The organism is Halopseudomonas salina (assembly GCF_008641105.1).
The window spans coordinates 128,078-144,649 of record NZ_VTTI01000006.1; the positions used below are offsets into that span (position 1 = coordinate 128,078).

Here is a 16,572-nt window from a genome sequence, read left to right on the forward strand (position 1 = left end):
CCCTTAGTATGCCGGCCGCCAGGCAGTTGTTCGACTATCCCAAGTACTGGGCCGAATGTTTCGGTGCGGCGCCTTTCTTGCCCATGAGCCGTGACGAGATGGACCTGCTCGGGTGGGACAGCTGCGACATCATCATCGTGACCGGCGATGCCTATGTGGACCACCCGTCATTCGGCATGGCGATTATTGGTCGTCTGCTTGAAGCCCAGGGGTTTCGTGTCGGCATCATCAGTCAGCCTGACTGGCAAAGTAAGGACGCGTTCACCACGCTGGGCAAGCCAAACCTGTTCTTTGGCGTGGCGGCAGGCAATATGGACTCGATGATCAACCGTTATACCGCTGATCGCAAGATCCGTTCGGATGACGCCTATACGCCTGGTGGCAAGGCTGGCAGCCGGCCTGACAGAGCCAGTCTGGTGTATAGCCAACGCTGTCGTGAGGCCTTCAAGGACGTGCCCGTAGTATTGGGCGGTATTGAGGCTTCCCTGCGTCGTATAGCGCACTACGATTACTGGCAGGACAAGGTTCGGCACTCTCTGCTGCTCGACGCCAAGGCCGATATTCTGCTTTATGGCAACGCTGAGCGAGCGGTAGTCGAAATTGCCCAGCGCCTCAGCCGCGGCGAAGACATTCAGACGATAACCGATATACGTGGCACCGCTTTCATGCGCCGCGACACCCCACAGGGCTGGTTTGAGCTGGACTCGACACGAATTGACCGACCCGGCAAGGTTGACAAGATCATCAACCCTTATGTGAATACCCAGGACACCAGCGCCTGTGCGGTCGAGCAGGCCAAGGGGCCGGGTGAGGAGGGCGCCGAGGCCACGGAGGACGGGGTGCAGGTCGTGCAACTGCTGCCGCATCCGCGCCTGGAACGCGACAGAACGGTTATTCGGTTGCCGTCCTTCGAGAAAGTCAAAAGTGATCCGGTGCTTTATGCCCACGCCAACCGCGTGCTGCACCTGGAAACCAATCCCGGCAACGCGCGAGCCCTGGTACAGCGTCACGGCGAAAAGGATGTGTGGTTCAACCCACCGCCGATCCCGCTGACGACCGAGGAAATGGACTACGTATTCGGGTTGCCCTATGCCCGTGTCCCGCACCCGGCCTATGGCGATGCGAAGATACCTGCCTACGAGATGATCCGTTTTTCGGTGAATATCATGCGCGGTTGTTTTGGCGGCTGTACCTTCTGCTCGATTACCGAACACGAAGGAAGGATTATCCAGAACCGCTCCCACGACTCGATCATCCGTGAGATCGAAGAGATACGGGACAAGGTGCCGGGCTTTACCGGGGTGATCTCCGATCTGGGCGGGCCGACTGCCAACATGTATCGGATTGCCTGCAAGAGCCCCGAGATCGAGGCCGCCTGCCGTAAACCGTCCTGTGTCTATCCGGGTATCTGCGAGAACCTGAATACCGATCACTCGTCCCTGATCGGTCTCTACCGCAAGGCGCGGGAATTGCCGGGTGTGAAGAAGGTTCTGATTGCCTCAGGCTTGCGTTATGACCTCGCTGTGGAATCCCCAGAGTATGTCAAGGAGCTGGTCACGCACCACGTTGGCGGGTATCTGAAGATTGCGCCTGAGCATACCGAGCAGGGGCCGCTAAGCCGTATGATGAAGCCCGGCATCGGGACATATGACACCTTCAAGCGCCTGTTCGAGAAATACACCAAAGAAGCCGGTAAGAAGCAGTACCTGATTCCGTACTTCATTGCCGCGCATCCGGGTACCTCGGACGAGGACATGATGAATCTGGCGCTGTGGCTCAAGACCAATGATTTTCGGGCTGACCAGGTGCAGGCCTTCTATCCGTCACCCATGGCTACGGCTACTGCCATGTATCACTCGGGCAAGAATCCGCTACGCAGGGTGACCTACAAGAGTGATGGGGTAGAGAGCGTCAAGGGTGAACGTCAGCGGCGTTTGCACAAGGCTTTTCTGCGTTATCACGATCCGAAAAACTGGCCGTTGCTGCGCGAAGCTCTGAAGGAAATGGGTCGAGCAGACCTGATTGGTAACAGCAAGCAGCAACTTATTCCGACGTTCCAACCCGCTGTTGAAGGTTATGCCAGCGCAAGGCGAAAGAACTCCACGGCGGCGGGCAGCAAGGCCAAGCCAGGCGTGATACTGACTCAACATAATGGTTTGCCGCCACGCGATAGCGGCGCACGCAAGAAGCCTGCAGGTAAAAAGAGCGGCAAATCAGCACCCAGAGCGTCAGCCCGCAGGTCGTGAGGAACGGGTGGGCTTTCAGGCAGTCAGGACGTCTTGTTTTCCTGCTTGCGGCCCACCCAGTAATCGACTTGTTCACGCAACTGCGTGAGCTCCACGGGCTTGGCCATGTGCGCATTCATACCCGCGCGACGCGAGCGCTCGCGGTGCTCCGGGAGAATGTGTGCCGTCAAGGCTATGATCGGCACCGGTTGCCTGCCCCCGATTTTTTCCCACTCGCGGATGCGTTTTGCGGCTGCAAAGCCGTCCAGTTCAGGCATTTCACAATCCATCAACACCAGGTCATAGTGCCCTGCCTTGACAGCTTCTACCGCTTCATGACCGTTTTGAACGGCCGTCGCCTGAAGCCCCAGTTTGGCAAGCATGCCTCGGATCACCTTGGTCGAGATGGCATTGTCTTCGGCGACCAGTACCCTGAAATCCCCAAGAGAGCTTTCTGCCGCACTTTCCGGGACCGCTGCATTTATGCGATTTAGCGTAGCGAGATGCTGCTGCCATTCCTCCACTAGAGTGGCTCGCAAGGTGTAACCTGCCACTGGTTTGCTCAGTATGCGGCGAACCCCGGCAGCTCTGGAGATCACTCGGCTTGGCGCATGACTAACGCCGGTGAGCATTATGATCAGTAGGCTGTTGCGTATGGCCGGGTCATCCTTGATTCTACTGGCCAGCTCCAGCCCACTCATGCCTGGCATGGCCTGATCTACCAACAGGATCTCGAATGGGTTGCCAAGGTGAGCTTGGGTACGGAGCAGGGCGAGTGCTTCTTTGCCGCCGCCTAGTGTTTCGACGTGCATGCCCCAGGCGCTGCACTGATTCTGCAAAACCTTACGACATGTGGCATTGTCGTCGACAATCAAGGTACGCCTGTTTTCCAGAGGATGCCCCTCCGCGGGCGATTCAGCCGAGTCATCAGAGGTCTGGGCATCCACATCCAGTGAGAACCATATTGAGTTGCCTTGCTCGGACGCATATTTAATACCGATCTTGCCCCCCATCATACGGACCAGCTGGTTGGCGATGAGCAGTCCCATATGCCCTGACTGATCGGTTTGCTCAAGCAAGCGAACGGTGTCCATGGATGTCTTCAACAGGGACTCGCGCGCCTGGTCGGGCATCGCGTTTCCGGTATCCTGCACAGCGAAGCGCAGCAGGGAGCCTTGCTCTTCCGTATCAAGACGAACTACCAGGAGTATCTCGCCTTCAACGGTGAAGCGTAATGAGTTGTTAAGCAGGTTGGTAAGTACTTGTCTGAGTCGGGTGGGGTCGCCCTCAATGCTGCGAGGTACCTCTGGATGAACATAACTGATGAGCTCGATGTTCTGGTTACCTGCGCGGCTGCGGACCGTTTCCAGGCAGTCATTGATCAGGCCGTGAAGGTCGAAGCGGACTGATTCAAGAATCATTTCGCCTGACTCCAGGCGCGATATATCCAGAATCTCGTTTATGAGATACAGCAAGTCGCTGCCCGATCCGTGGATTGTTTGCACATAATCGCGCTGCTTCGCTGACAGTGCCGTATCCAGTAGCAGCTCGGACATGCCGAGAACGCCATTCATCGGTGTGCGGATCTCGTGACTTATACGTGCCAGAAATTCTGCTTTGGTTCGTCGCTCTGCCTGATACGCATCACTTGACTGCCGGTGGCCGGATTGTCGGGCTAAGCGCCGCTGCAGGCGTTTGTGCAAGCCCCATGCATAGCTGACCAATGCGAGCCAGAGCAACAGAATGACGAAGGCATCGCCAAAGGGATGTGCGGAAGGTCGGTACTCTGCAACAAAGCTGCCAAGCATAAAGAATATGGAGACCACGAATGCCTTATCCACTGGCTGATGGCGCAGCCAGAGAAACAGCATCAATATGGCCGCCAATAGCGGTAGGGTGAGCCTTAGAACAGTTGTGGCGATGTTCAGCAAGCTGACGTCGAGAGCAGCGATCAGTATGACAAGACCCATTATCGAAGAGACCAGCGCCAGGCTCTGGGGTACGCTGCCCTTGGCATGCAGGCTCTCACGTGGCAGTAGACTCAGAAGGATCAATGCCATGATCGGGTAGCTGACGAGTTGCAGAACACCTGCGCTGTGTCCGCGTAGCCCGGGTAACGCTTCCACTATCCAGCTGATTCCGCTCAGTGCACTGGCACCTAGCGTCAGGGCAGCCAGGGCGAGTAAAAGATGAAAAGGATCGCGACTCACAACGCCGTGCAGCAGACCATGGACTGCCAGCGCGAGCAGCAGTCCGATCAATATGCCCTGGAGTGCCTGGCTGGCACTCTGTCGGGTTGCCGCATCCCTGACGCTGGATACTTGCACCACTGTGGTGAGTGGGAAGTCGTTTTGCAATCTGAGGTAGGCGTGATACCCGGCGCCTTCGCTGGTGCCCAGAAGGAAAGCGAAACCTGGATGTGGCAGGTTACCCGAAGACTCAGGGATGCTGGCCCCTGCCAGATATTCCTCGATAAGGTTGTCATTGCGTAAGAGAAAGAGCTCGGCTCGCGATAACAGGGGGTTTTCCAGCAGTAGCTGCTGGTCAATCCCACCCTGCAGGGAGATCTGTATCCACAATGCACCGTCTCCGGGTACCTGCAGAGGCCCGGGCGCACGTGGTGCAAACCGGTGTATGTAGCGCGCTGACGCGACATCCTTGAGCGTCAGTTGGCCACTCGTGTCGACAAAAGTGCTGTAAACAGGGTCTTTGGTTTCGGTCGCGGCGACCCACCCGGCCATGGCCAGGACCAGCGCTGCGAGAACGGCGAGAAACCAGCTCGTCTGCTTCAAATTGATGGCATCCTGTCCATAGGCAAGCGAAAGGCAGATTGTCTCTGCGAATGGCCATTATAGCTCAAGGCCTGACCTCCCGGAACGGGATCTTCAGCTGCGCCTCTGCCGCATCGTGACGGCGGCCACCTATGGTAAGCGGGAGGCTCTCCCACGGAATGGACCTCAGCTCTCCTGCTGCTCTCTTGCTATTGCCCGGTAGCCAATATCAGTGCGATAGAAACTGCCTTCCCAGCCGGGTTTTTCAGCCAGGAGGTAGGCATTTTTTTGCGCTTGCTCCACGGTTGCACCCAGAGCGGTAGCGCACAGCACCCTGCCACCACTGGTAACGATCTGATCTCCGACAAGGGTTGTACCTGCGTGAAATATCTTCCCATCTGGGCTATTCGACGCATCCAGGCCGCTTATAACCGCGCCCTTGGTGTAATCCCCCGGATAACCGCCTGCTGCCAGCACCACTCCGAGACTGGGTCGGGGGTCCCAGTTTGCTTCTGTCTCGTTGAGGCGACCAGCCAGCGCGGCTTCCGTCAGATCAACCAGGCTCGACTGCAAGCGAAGCATGATGGGTTGGGTCTCGGGATCGCCAAAACGGCAATTGAATTCGATAACCCGTGGCGTGCCCGCCGGGTCAATCATCAAGCCGGCATACAGAAATCCGGTATATACATTGCCCTCCGCAGCCATGCCACGGACAGTGGGCCAGATAACCTCATCCATCACCCGCTGGTGCACACTGGGAGTGACTACCGGAGCGGGTGAATAAGCCCCCATGCCGCCGGTATTCGGACCAGTGTCGCCATTGCCGACACGTTTATGGTCCTGGCTGGTTGCCATTGGCAGAACATGCTCGCCATCCACCATGACAATAAAACTGGCTTCTTCTCCTTCCAGAAAATCTTCGATTACCACTCGTGAGCCGGCTTCGCCAAAGGCGTTACCCGACAGCATGTCACGCACGGCGTCTTCCGCTTCAGTCAGCGTCATCGCCACAATGACGCCTTTGCCTGCAGCCAGTCCGTCAGCCTTGATCACGATAGGGGCACCCTTGCGGTGCAGGTACTCCATGGCTGCTTCGACATCGGTGAAATTGGCGTACTCGGCTGTAGGGATCCGATGCCTCGCCAGGAAATCCTTGGTAAAGGCCTTTGAGCCCTCGAGCTGAGCTGCCCCTGTGGTAGGCCCGAAACACTTTAGACCGCGCTCGCGAAACAGGTCGACCACGCCGGCCACCAGTGGCGCTTCAGGACCGACGATGGTGAGTTGCACGTTTTGCGCGGCGAAGTCGGCAAGCCGATCAAGCTCCAGAACATCAATGGCGACGTTCTCGCACTTTGCTTCGGTGGCTGTGCCGGCGTTACCTGGCGCCACGTACACGGTCTCCACACGCGGATCCTGGGCCACTTTCCAGGCCAATGCGTGTTCACGTCCGCCACTACCGATAATTAGGATGTTCATGAGTCTCTCCCTTGGAGAGAGCGGCAAGCTGCAAGCTACAAGCTACAAGCAGAAACGGAGATCCTGGCTTGTGGCTTGCCGCTGGAGGCTTGCGGCTCGTTATTAATGTCTGAAATGCCGCATGCCGGTAAATACCATGGCCATGCCGGCCTCGTCGGCGGCAGCAATCACTTCGGCGTCGCGCATCGACCCGCCGGGCTGAATCACTGCGCTGATGCCGTTTGCGGCAGCATTATCGATGCCGTCACGGAACGGGAAGAACGCATCTGACGCCATCACGGCGCCCGTTACCTGCAAGCCGGCATGTTCGGCCTTGATCGCCGCGATGCGCGCGGAGTTCACTCGGCTCATCTGCCCGGCACCGATGCCCACCGTCTGGCGCTGACTGGCATAGACAATAGCGTTGGACTTGACGAATTTGGCAACCTTCCAGGCAAAGACCAGATCATTGATTTCCTGCTCGGTGGGCGCGCGTTTGGTCACTACCTTGAGGTCAGCTGCGGTGATCATGCCGATATCACGGCTCTGTACCAGCAAACCGCCATTGACGCGCTTGAAATCCCAGTCAGCGGTGGGTTGCGCGTTCCATTCACCGCACTCGAGCAGACGCACGTTGGTCTTCGCACTGACCACTTGACGGGCGCCGGCACTGATGCGGGGCGCGATAATGACCTCGACGAATTGGCGCTCGACAATCGCCTGGGCAGTCTCAGCATCCAGCTCCCGGTTGAACGCGATAATGCCGCCGAAGGCTGATTCGGAATCGGTAGCGTAAGCCAGCTCGTAAGCCTGGCGAATACCACCTTCGGCATCAGGCACCACGGCCACGCCGCAGGGGTTGGCATGCTTGACGATGACACAGGCCGGTTTGGTGAAGCTTTTCACGCACTCCAGCGCAGCGTCGGTATCTGCCACGTTGTTGTAGGACAGTGCCTTGCCCTGCAGCTGCACGGCCGTCGCGATGGACGCATCGGCTGGGTTAGCCTCGCGGTAGAAAGCGGCTGCCTGGTGTGGATTTTCACCGTAACGCATGTCCTGCGTCTTGATGAACTGGCTATTGAAGGTGCGTGGAAACGCGGAACGGTTTTCGGTGCTGAGTGTGTCGGACTGACGGTCAATGGTACCCAGATAATTGGCGATCATGCCGTCGTAGGCTGCGGTATGTTCGAAGGCCTTAAGTGCCAGATCGAAGCGCTGGGCATAGGTCAGGCCGCCGGCTTTCAACGCCTCGATGATGCCAGCGTAGTCGCCTGCATTCACCACAATCGCAACATCCTTGTGGTTCTTTGCCGCTGACCGGACCATTGTAGGCCCGCCAATGTCGATATTCTCGATGGCGTCGGGTAGGGTGCAGTCGGTGTTGGCAACGGTAGCGGCAAAAGGGTAGAGGTTGACCACTACCATGTCGATGGGCTGGATGCCATGCTGCTGCATCACCTCGCCGTCGATGTCACGACGGCCAAGAATCCCGCCGTGAATCTTCGGGTGCAAGGTTTTCACGCGCCCATCCATCATTTCCGGGAAGCCTGTGTAGTCAGCAACTTCCACTGCGGCCAGGCCCTGCTCGCGAAGGAGCTTGAAAGTGCCACCGGTGGACAGGATCTCCACACCCTGAGCGCTCAGCTCGCGGGCGAATTCGACGATTCCGGTCTTGTCGGACACGCTGACGAGCGCGCGACGAATCGGCAGGCGGGTGGTTTGGTCAGTCATGGGGTATCCAGTTATGGTCAATTGAGAATAGTCGTCGGTCGCGTTTGAGCTCCGAACAGTAAACCCTTGCAGCAGTCTTACGGTGTTTCAGAGAAGCCCGTATTGCTTCAGCTTCTTGCGCAGTGTGCCCCGATTGAGGCCCAGAATTTCGGAGGCGCGTGTCTGGTTGCCCTTCACATGTTCCATCACGCTCTCAAGGAGAGGGGCTTCGACCTCGCACAGTACCATGTTGTAAACATCGGTCACGTCCTGGCCATCCAGGTGCTCGAAATAGTTCTTCAAGGCCTGTTCAACGCTGTTGCGCAGTGTGCGACTGCTTTGGCTGAGCTTGTCGGGTTCGATAAAGGGTGTGTCTTGGGGTACGTCGCTCACGGTGTCAGGTCCAGTCATCACTGATGCGTTCAATAGGCTCATGCCGCAAGGTCTCCTTCCAGCAGGCGGGTAAAAAAGATCTGTATGCTCTGATGCTGCTGCGCAGGACATTCGACCCGGTTGAACCCGCGTCTGAATTCGTCGGCTCCGGGCAGTGTCTGCAGGTACCAGCCCACATGTTTGCGTGCAATTCGTACGCCCTGGTGGTCGCCATAAAACTGATGCAGCGCTTCCAGGTGTTCCAGCAGGGTTTGCCGTTGCCATTCCAGGGGCGGCGGGGGTAACAGCTCATCGTACTCGAGAAAGTGTGATATCTCCTTGAAGATCCATGGGCGCCCCTGTGCTGCACGACCTATCATCACAGCGTCCGCCCCAGTGTGACGCAAAACCTGCAACGCCTTCTGTGGGGAGTCGATATCGCCATTGGCGAAGATCGGTATGCCGGCCTGCTGCTTGATCGCTGCGATGGTGTCGTATTCGGCGCAGCCGGTATAGAGCTGGTTGCGCGTGCGACCGTGCACCGCCAGGGCCTGGATGCCCGATTCTTCGGCTATCCGTGCAATGTTCAATCCGTTGCGCGATTGTGTGCACCAGCCGGTACGAATCTTCAGCGTGACCGGCATATCCACGGCCTCGACTACAGCTTCGAGTATCTCGGCGACAAGCTTTTCATCCCGCATCAATGCGGAGCCGGCCGCCTTGTTGCAGACCTTCTTGGCTGGACAGCCCATGTTGATGTCGATTATCTGGGCGCCAAGTTGCTGGTTCATTCGCGCTGCCTCAGCCATCATCAGCGGTTCGCTACCGGCGATCTGTACGGAGCGTGGCTCATCTTCACCGCTGTGATCAAGCCGGTTACGGGATTTGCGACTGTTCCACAAACGTACATCACTGGTGACCATCTCGGACACTACCAGCCCTGCTCCGAGCTTCCGGCAGAGCTGCCGGAAGGGGAGGTCGGTCACACCCGCCATCGGCGCGAGTATGACCTGGTTGGCGAGCTGGTAGGGTCCGATACGGATCACAGACTGGTTCATCCCTGCAATATCGACTCATCAGTGACGGGCCCGACAAGCAACGCCCTTGCGGGAAGTCATCTGTTGTCGGCGTTATATTTGCGCAAAAAGGGCGCTAATCATACCCGCTCCGGGTGACCATATAAAGACTGGACTGGATGAAATTTGAACAGATCCGCCGACCGGTTCAGGGACTGAGAAAATCCAGCTGGTAGCCGGCGGCCTCTGGCCCGGGATCAAGCATGTCGAGCGCCACGTGAACCGGGGTCTGCGGCGGCATCAGTGTGACTCCCGCAAGCTCGCCTCCCAGGTACTCATCAGGCCTGAACTGTTTGCTGAGGACTTCTTCGCCACGCGTATTGTTGAACGTCATACGCAGGACTGGGAATGGCTGGGCAAAATCAGCCCTGTTGTAGACGATGACATCAATCGCCAGCGCCCGCGGATATTCGGCGTGAGGTCGGACCATCAGATTGCTGCTGCGGATCAGGGATATATCGACGCGTGCCGGCAGTTCGCACCCAGTCAGTAGGCAGAACTGCTCCAGGTAGGGACGGGTTTTTTCTCCGTGGGCCAGCGTACTGAAGTTGTAATACAGCGCCTGTGCCGGCAGGCCAAGCATGGCGAGCAGGCTCAGGGCGACCCAGAGCGATCTGTACCTGCTGCGCCTGGAGCCTGGCTGGGAGTACAACTGAAGGGGCTCATCAACCAGGTCAGGCAGATCAATCAGCTTGCCCAGTTCGGGCTCGCGGCGATCATCAGGTTCATCGGTTTCCTGCTCGGCTTCGTGAACATCTGCCTGCAGGAATTCTGAGGAGGGGCCGGCTGGGCGGTCCCGCAGAAAGATACCCCGGTCTTCCGCTGCCCGTTCAGGTCCTGGAACCAGGATCCTGTTGGCGCCCTCGGAAGAGGCTGAGGGTAGTTCGAAATCCCGGGCGGTGGGCGTCGATATAAAGTCGTCATGCAGATCGAGCTCTTCGCTATCTGCAAGCTCCCGCTCTGGCGACGCTTGTGATGACGAATTTATCCCGGTGTGTTCAGGGTCGTCGAGCAAGTCCCAGGGCCCCGGCTCATCGTCCTGCTCGACAAAAAGGCTGTCAGAATCAGGCTCCGGCGCCTCTTCGATATCGGGTTCTGGAGTGAGTCGCAACTCGGCTTGATCAGGGGAATGTTCGGGCGTGGAGTCCGTCGAACGACCGGTCGGGTTGATTTCATCCAGAATGGACTCGTCAAGCCCCAAGGCCTCGAGATCAAGCTCCAGATCGTCCAGATCCATATCGTCATGGATCATCAGGGTATCGCGGCGCTCATCAGATTTGACTGGCTTATGAGCTGGCGCGGAGGCGGCAAGTGGGGTGACAGTGGGCTGCGGGTCTGCCTTGATGGTCAGGTTAGCGTTGAATACTTTCAGGCAGGCACCGCAACGCACACTGCCAGCCGCTGCCTGCAGGTGCTCCTGAGACAGCCGGAAACGCGTTTGACAAAAAGGGCATTGCGCTACCAGCAGTTCGCTCATGGGGTAACTGGAGATCCTTTAGCGTCGTGAAAGCCGAAATGGCATTGTGCCGTGAACCCGATCAGGTCGCCAAGCGGCGTTTTCCGCTGACACGAATCCAGCCGTCACGATTGGCAACCGGATCGAGTTCGAAATCATCCCGGTAGGCGGCAAGTATGTCCTCGCTCTGCTCGGCAAGAATGCCGGACAGCGCGATCAATCCGCCGGGCTTTACTAGCTGGGCCAGTTGCGGCGCCAGTTGAACCAGTGGCCCAGCAAGGATGTTGGCTACCAATACATCGGCTGGTTGCTGCGGCATATTTTCGGGCAGGTAAAGGGCAAATCGCTCGTCCACAATCTGGTTGCGTTGGGCGTTATCGCGTGACGCTTCGAGTGCCTGTACGTCGATGTCAGTGCCTGTCGCTTTTTTTGCTCCCAGCAGCAGCGCCGCGATGGCCAGGATGCCAGAACCGCAGCCGAAGTCGATCAATTGCTTTTCCTCCAGCCGTTGGCTATCCAGCCATTCCAGACAAAGCGCAGTGGTAGGGTGGGTGCCGGTGCCGAAGGCCAGGCCTGGGTCAAGCAGAAGATTGACTGCATCCGGTTCCGGAGCAGCATGCCAGCTGGGCACTATCCATAAGCGCTGACCAAAGCGCATGGGATGAAAGTGCTCCATCCAGCTGCGTTCCCAGTCCTGATCAGCTATTTCTTCTATCTCGTGCTCCGGCAGCCCGCCCTGCCACAGGCTTTGCAGGGAGGCCAGCAGGGCGTCGCGATCGGTGTCAGACTCGAAAAGCGCCAACAGGTGAGTGTGCGACCAGAGCGGGGTGGTGCCCAGGTCCGGTTCGAAGATGGGCTGGTCCTCGGCATCCATGAACGTTACCGACACCGCGCCAAGTGCCAGCAACTGATCTTCCAGCGGATCGGCCTGTTCGGGACTGATGGCAAGACGGAGTTGTAACCAGGGCATGAAATTTCCTTCGGGAGCTGGATATCTGGGGCGGGCTTGAATGAGCAAAAATAACCCGGGAGCAGACTGGCTGCTCCCGGGGGCAAGGATCATACTCTTGCAGCTTGCAGCCAAGGCTTACTTTATACCCAGCTTGTGCTCGAGATAGTGAATATTGACACCACCCTTGCAGAAGCCCTCGTCACGCACCAGTTCACGGTGCAGCGGGGTATTGGTTTTGATCCCATCCACCACCAGTTCGTCCAGCGCATTGCGCATTCGTGCCAATGCTTCGTCACGGGTGGCGCCATAGGTAATCAGCTTGCCCACCAGCGAGTCGTAGTTGGGTGGCACTTTGTAGCCACTGTAAAGGTGCGAGTCAACTCGAACCCCGTTGCCACCGGGAGCGTGGAAGAAGGTCACAGTGCCAGGGCTGGGCATGAAGGTTTTGGGATCTTCGGCATTGATACGGCATTCTATGGAGTGCCCGCGAATGACCACGTCCTCCTGGGTAATACTCAAGGGCTGCCCAGAGGCGACCAGGATCTGCTCCTTGACGATGTCGATACCAGTGACCATCTCGGAAACAGGGTGCTCGACCTGAACCCGGGTGTTCATCTCGATAAAGAAGAACTCGCCGTTTTCGTAGAGAAACTCGAAGGTGCCGGCACCGCGGTAACCCAGGTCAATACAGGCCTTGACGCAACGGGCCTGGACCATGGCCCGCGCTTCTTCGTCGATACCGGGGGCTGGCGCCTCCTCGATAATCTTCTGGTGACGGCGCTGCAGGGAGCAGTCACGATCGCCCAGATGCACTGCGTGGCCCTGGCCGTCGGAGAGAATCTGAACCTCGACGTGGCGCGGGTTGGTCAGGAATTTCTCCAGATACACAACCGGATTACCGAAAGCGGCGCCCGCTTCGGTCCGGGTCAGGGCAATTGATTTTATCAATTCGGCTTCGTCATGAACGACGCGCATGCCCCGTCCACCACCACCACCGGAGGCCTTGATGATCACCGGGTAGCCCACGCGCCGACCGATGCTCAGGCATTCTGCCTCGTCTTCCGGCAAGGGGCCGTCGGAACCAGGAACAGTAGGCACGCCAGCAGCTACCATGGCAGCAATTGCCGAGACCTTGTCGCCCATCAGGCGAATCACTTCCGCGCTGGGGCCGATAAAGGTGAAGCCGGAATTCTCGATCTGTTCGGCAAAATCGGCGTTTTCTGCGAGGAACCCGTAGCCCGGATGGATACCGTCGGCACCCGTCACTTCGGCCGCGCTGATGATCGCGGGGATGTTCAGGTAGGATTCAGTGGCATTGGCCGGCCCAATACAGACGGTTTCGTCGGCGAGGGCCAGGTGCATGAGTTCACGGTCGGCCGTCGAGTGCACGGCTACGGTCTTCAACCCCAGCTCCTTGCAGGCGCGAATAACGCGCAATGCAATTTCACCGCGGTTGGCTATCAGTACTTTTTGCATCGGAGGCTCCGGGCCGGGCTCAGGCGATGCTGAACAGGGGTTGATCGAATTCCACCGGCTGGCCGTTATCGGCCAGGATGGCCTGAACCACGCCGCTCTTGTCAGCTTCGATATGGTTCATCATCTTCATCGCTTCGACGATGCACAATACATCGCCAGCCTTCACGGTATGGCCAACCTCGACAAAGGAGCCAGCAGCCGGAGACGGCGAGCGGTAGAAGGTGCCCACCATGGGCGAGCGTACCAGGTGGCCAGCTGGCTCTGCTGCAGGGGTTTCAACCAATGAGGCGGGCGCAGTTGGCGCCGCGGCGGGCGCGGCGGCAGGGGCCGGAGCTGGCTGCGGGTAATATTGTGGCTGAGCTACTTGCTTGCTGTGGCGGCTGATCCTTACCGATTCTTCGCCTTCATGTATTTCCAGTTCGTCGATACCGGATTCTTCCAGAAGCTCGATCAGTTTTTTTACTTTGCGGATATCCATTGGTGCTTGCACTCCAGAGCAGTTTTAGTCTTGTTCGGTTTGTTCTATCAAATGTATCGCAGCATCCAGCGCCAGTTGATAGCCTCTGGCGCCCAGCCCGCAGATCACGCCCACAGCTACGTCGGAGAAGTAGGAGTGGTGACGGAAGGGCTCGCGTTTATGAACGTTGGATAGATGCACTTCGATAAATGGGATGCTCACAGCCAGCAATGCGTCACGTATTGCGACGCTGGTGTGAGTAAATGCAGCCGGGTTGATCAGAATGAAATCGATTGCTTCATCTCGAGCAGCGTGGATGCGCTCAATCAGTTCGTGTTCGGCGTTGCTTTGCAGATTGAGTAGATGGTGACCGCTGGCAGCAGCCTGCTCACGCAGTGTCTGCACAATCTGTTCCAGCGTGGCGACGCCATAGACTCCCGGCTCTCGGGTACCGAGAAGATTCAGGTTGGGGCCGTTAAGTACCAGAATGCTCGCCATTGTTATCGATCCACAGGCAATTAAAAAAAACTGACCATCAGGTCATGGGTGAAGTCTGCCGGAATCTGTGCGAGCTGTCCAGAATCGCTAGGTTGCCACCAGATGCCCGCATGATTGCCGCAATTAAGCCTAGATTGCTAATCGGTATTCCTGGCAAGGTGGTTCAGAAAGCCCTCCCGATCGATCTCGCCCTGAATGCGAAGATCCCCCCTCTCGCCGCCATCGGCGGCGTAGAACACGAAGGCAGGGGGGCCAAACAGCCCCTTTTCAGTCAGCCATTGGCGCTGATCGGGGGTGTTGTCAGTCAGATCCAGCTTGATGCGCACGTAAGGCTCCAGCTCCTCACGTACATCAGAGTCATTGAGGACCTGGCGTTCGATGACCTTACAACTGATGCACCAGTCAGCATAGAGCTCTATGACCGCGGGGCTGCCCAGATCCACTGCCCTGGCCAGCTGGGCATTGATTCCGCTCTGATCCCGGACTGTGGTGAAAAAGCCCGGTGCACGGGCACTGCCCTGTCGATCTGTTGCCGTCAAGGGTTCGAGCGGGCGTAAAGGGTCTGAACCGCCGACCAATGCCCCTGTCAGGGCTACCGCAGAATAGATCGCGGCCAGCAGCGCGATGATGTGAGCCAGCCGGCTGGCAATGCGTGGTTCAGTGCGCTCGAATAATCCGAGCTGCACCGCCAGGCCCGCGGCCAAGACGGCCCAAAGCGCCAGACTGATGGAGCCGGGTAACAGACGTTCGAGCAACCAGATGGCAACGCCCAGCAAACCGAATCCGAACAGCTGCTTGACGGTGTTCAACCAGGGGCCGGATCGCGGCAGGAAGGCATTGCCGAATACCGCCACCAGGAGCAGCGGGACGCCCATGCCCAGGGCTAGCAAAAAAAGCCGCAGAGCTCCGCCGGCGGCGTCCCCAGTGGTGCTTATATACACCAGGGCTCCAGCCAATGGCGCCGAAATACATGGCGAAACGACCAGGGTTGAAAGGGCGCCCATGACGGCTGCCCCGGGAATCGATCCGCCACGGGTGCGACTCCCCAGGCGCTCAAGGGGATCACGCAGAAAAGCTGGTAGACGCAGATCGAACAGCCCGAACATGGCGAGGGCAAACAGGATGAAAAAGGCAGCAAAAGTACCCAGCACCCAGGGGGACTGCAGGCGCGCCTGAATGTTCAGTGCGGCGCCGAAAAGGCCGATCAGCGCGCCCACGGCGGCAAAAGTCAGTGCCATGCCCAGCACGTAACTCAGCGCTAGCAATGTTGCGCGTGACCTGTCGATATTGCTGCGGCCCACCACCAGGCTGCTGAGAATCGGTAGCATAGGCAATACGCAGGGCGTAAAAGTCAATCCGAGCCCGGCCAGGAAAAACAGTGCAAGTGCCAGGGCCAGCCCCTCTTGGGACTCCGTTGGCGGCGTGTTACCTGCGGCTAATGGTTGGGCCGCAGCAACCCCCCCGGGTAGCGCAAGAGTCACGGTTTCCGGTGGATAGCAAAGCCCGGCATCAGCGCAGCCCTGAAAGTCGACTTGCAGCAACTGTTCAGGCTTCAACTCCCCTTCCAGTTCGAGAATGACATTGAGGCTGTCGTAGTAAACCTCAACATCGCCGAAAAACTCGTCATGGCGTTGAGTGCCCGAAGGCAGGGCAGGTTCGGCCACGCTGGCGCCGTCCCCGGTCAGTGAAAAACCGAGCCTGTGACGATAAAGATAATATTCGGGCACAATCTCGAACCGAAGACGTATCTCCTGGTCCGAGAGACCGACTATGCCGGGGCGGAACGCTTCGTTCACCGGCAAGAAACGGGTCTGGCCGGCGCTGCCCTGCAACACGCCAGAGCCGGAATCGGCGGAATTGTCGAGCAATCCCCCGTTAGCCAGGCCGGGTATCAGGAAACAGGTGAGCAGCAACAGGCGTAACAGCAAAATATTTGATCCGGGCCAGATAAGATTGGCCTTCATCATAATCGCTACGAGGTTTCTTGCCGAGTGACAAAACGTCATAGGCAAAATCGGGATTTGTGTTTTGTAACCCTTCGCCACGGTAAGAATGGTTTATTCGGGATTCTGACTTGCCCTTCCCGGCCTGAGTCCTCGCGTGCATTGCGGGTAATCGATTGGG

At 58.1% G+C, this 16,572-nt stretch carries 12 protein-coding genes; 1 reads left to right on the forward strand and 11 read right to left on the reverse strand.

Annotated elements, in window-relative coordinates; all coding sequences use genetic code 11:
* Window positions 1-8: 8 nt before the first annotated feature.
* The gene (locus FZF01_RS11430) at window positions 9-2,246 is read left to right on the forward strand and encodes a YgiQ family radical SAM protein (RefSeq protein WP_150278511.1); all 2,238 of its coding nucleotides are present in this window, start codon (window positions 9-11) and stop codon (window positions 2,244-2,246) included.
* Between the two features lie 23 nt (window positions 2,247-2,269).
* Here the strand turns inward: FZF01_RS11430 and FZF01_RS11435 are convergent, their stop codons facing one another.
* The 11 genes from FZF01_RS11435 to dsbD all read right to left on the reverse strand — a co-directional run bounded on the left by FZF01_RS11435 (window position 2,270) and on the right by dsbD (window position 16,415).
* The gene (locus tag FZF01_RS11435) at window positions 2,270-5,017 is read right to left on the reverse strand and encodes a response regulator (RefSeq protein ID WP_150278313.1); all 2,748 of its coding nucleotides are present in this window, start codon (window positions 5,015-5,017) and stop codon (window positions 2,270-2,272) included.
* 165 nt (window positions 5,018-5,182) lie between these two features.
* Window positions 5,183-6,472, reverse strand: coding sequence for a phosphoribosylamine--glycine ligase (gene purD, locus FZF01_RS11440; RefSeq protein WP_150278314.1), 1,290 nt, complete (start codon window positions 6,470-6,472; stop codon window positions 5,183-5,185).
* Window positions 6,473-6,574: 102 nt separating this feature from the next.
* Window positions 6,575-8,182 (reverse strand): bifunctional phosphoribosylaminoimidazolecarboxamide formyltransferase/IMP cyclohydrolase, encoded by a 1,608-nt coding sequence (gene purH, locus FZF01_RS11445; protein ID WP_150278315.1) that lies wholly within the window; start codon window positions 8,180-8,182, stop codon window positions 6,575-6,577.
* A gap of 87 nt (window positions 8,183-8,269) precedes the next feature.
* Window positions 8,270-8,596: a DNA-binding transcriptional regulator Fis gene (gene fis, locus FZF01_RS11450; protein ID WP_223825487.1), complete on the reverse strand. Its 327-nt coding sequence runs from the start codon at window positions 8,594-8,596 to the stop codon at window positions 8,270-8,272.
* The gene (gene dusB, locus FZF01_RS11455; RefSeq protein WP_150278316.1) at window positions 8,593-9,591 is read right to left on the reverse strand and encodes a tRNA dihydrouridine synthase DusB; all 999 of its coding nucleotides are present in this window, start codon (window positions 9,589-9,591) and stop codon (window positions 8,593-8,595) included. The genes fis and dusB overlap by 4 nt, the downstream gene beginning before the upstream one ends.
* A 166-nt stretch (window positions 9,592-9,757) precedes the next feature.
* On the reverse strand, window positions 9,758-11,086 hold the full coding sequence (locus FZF01_RS11460; protein ID WP_150278317.1) for a zinc-ribbon and DUF3426 domain-containing protein: 1,329 nt from the start codon (window positions 11,084-11,086) through the stop codon (window positions 9,758-9,760).
* A gap of 61 nt (window positions 11,087-11,147) precedes the next feature.
* Window positions 11,148-12,035 carry a 50S ribosomal protein L11 methyltransferase gene (gene prmA / locus FZF01_RS11465; protein WP_150278318.1) on the reverse strand — a complete coding sequence of 296 codons (888 nt, stop codon included), beginning with the start codon at window positions 12,033-12,035 and terminating at the stop codon, window positions 11,148-11,150.
* A 117-nt stretch (window positions 12,036-12,152) separates the two neighbouring features.
* Window positions 12,153-13,493, reverse strand: coding sequence for an acetyl-CoA carboxylase biotin carboxylase subunit (gene accC, locus FZF01_RS11470; protein WP_150278319.1), 1,341 nt, complete (start codon window positions 13,491-13,493; stop codon window positions 12,153-12,155).
* A 19-nt stretch (window positions 13,494-13,512) separates the two neighbouring features.
* On the reverse strand, window positions 13,513-13,971 hold the full coding sequence (gene accB / locus FZF01_RS11475) for an acetyl-CoA carboxylase biotin carboxyl carrier protein (protein WP_150278320.1): 459 nt from the start codon (window positions 13,969-13,971) through the stop codon (window positions 13,513-13,515).
* 24 nt (window positions 13,972-13,995) lie between these two features.
* Window positions 13,996-14,448, reverse strand: coding sequence for a type II 3-dehydroquinate dehydratase (aroQ, locus tag FZF01_RS11480; RefSeq protein ID WP_150278321.1), 453 nt, complete (start codon window positions 14,446-14,448; stop codon window positions 13,996-13,998).
* A 137-nt stretch (window positions 14,449-14,585) separates the two neighbouring features.
* The gene (gene dsbD / locus FZF01_RS11485) at window positions 14,586-16,415 is read right to left on the reverse strand and encodes a protein-disulfide reductase DsbD (RefSeq protein WP_223825488.1); all 1,830 of its coding nucleotides are present in this window, start codon (window positions 16,413-16,415) and stop codon (window positions 14,586-14,588) included.
* Window positions 16,416-16,572 lie beyond the last annotated feature (157 nt).

Excerpts from the sequence above, each read along its gene's own strand:
- FZF01_RS11430 (WP_150278511.1), top strand. The coding sequence starts at position 9 with ATGCCGGCCGCCAGGCAGTTGTTCGACTATCCCAAGTACTGGGCCGAA.
- purD (WP_150278314.1), bottom strand. The coding sequence starts at position 6,472 with ATGAACATCCTAATTATCGGTAGTGGCGGACGTGAACACGCATTGGCC.
- purH (WP_150278315.1), bottom strand. The coding sequence starts at position 8,182 with ATGACTGACCAAACCACCCGCCTGCCGATTCGTCGCGCGCTCGTCAGC.
- fis (WP_223825487.1), bottom strand. The coding sequence starts at position 8,596 with ATGAGCCTATTGAACGCATCAGTGATGACTGGACCTGACACCGTGAGC.
- dusB (WP_150278316.1), bottom strand. The coding sequence starts at position 9,591 with ATGAACCAGTCTGTGATCCGTATCGGACCCTACCAGCTCGCCAACCAG.
- FZF01_RS11460 (WP_150278317.1), bottom strand. The coding sequence starts at position 11,086 with ATGAGCGAACTGCTGGTAGCGCAATGCCCTTTTTGTCAAACGCGTTTC.
- prmA (WP_150278318.1), bottom strand. The coding sequence starts at position 12,035 with ATGCCCTGGTTACAACTCCGTCTTGCCATCAGTCCCGAACAGGCCGAT.
- accC (WP_150278319.1), bottom strand. The coding sequence starts at position 13,493 with ATGCAAAAAGTACTGATAGCCAACCGCGGTGAAATTGCATTGCGCGTT.
- accB (WP_150278320.1), bottom strand. The coding sequence starts at position 13,971 with ATGGATATCCGCAAAGTAAAAAAACTGATCGAGCTTCTGGAAGAATCC.
- aroQ (WP_150278321.1), bottom strand. The coding sequence starts at position 14,448 with ATGGCGAGCATTCTGGTACTTAACGGCCCCAACCTGAATCTTCTCGGT.
- dsbD (WP_223825488.1), bottom strand. The coding sequence starts at position 16,415 with ATGATGAAGGCCAATCTTATCTGGCCCGGATCAAATATTTTGCTGTTA.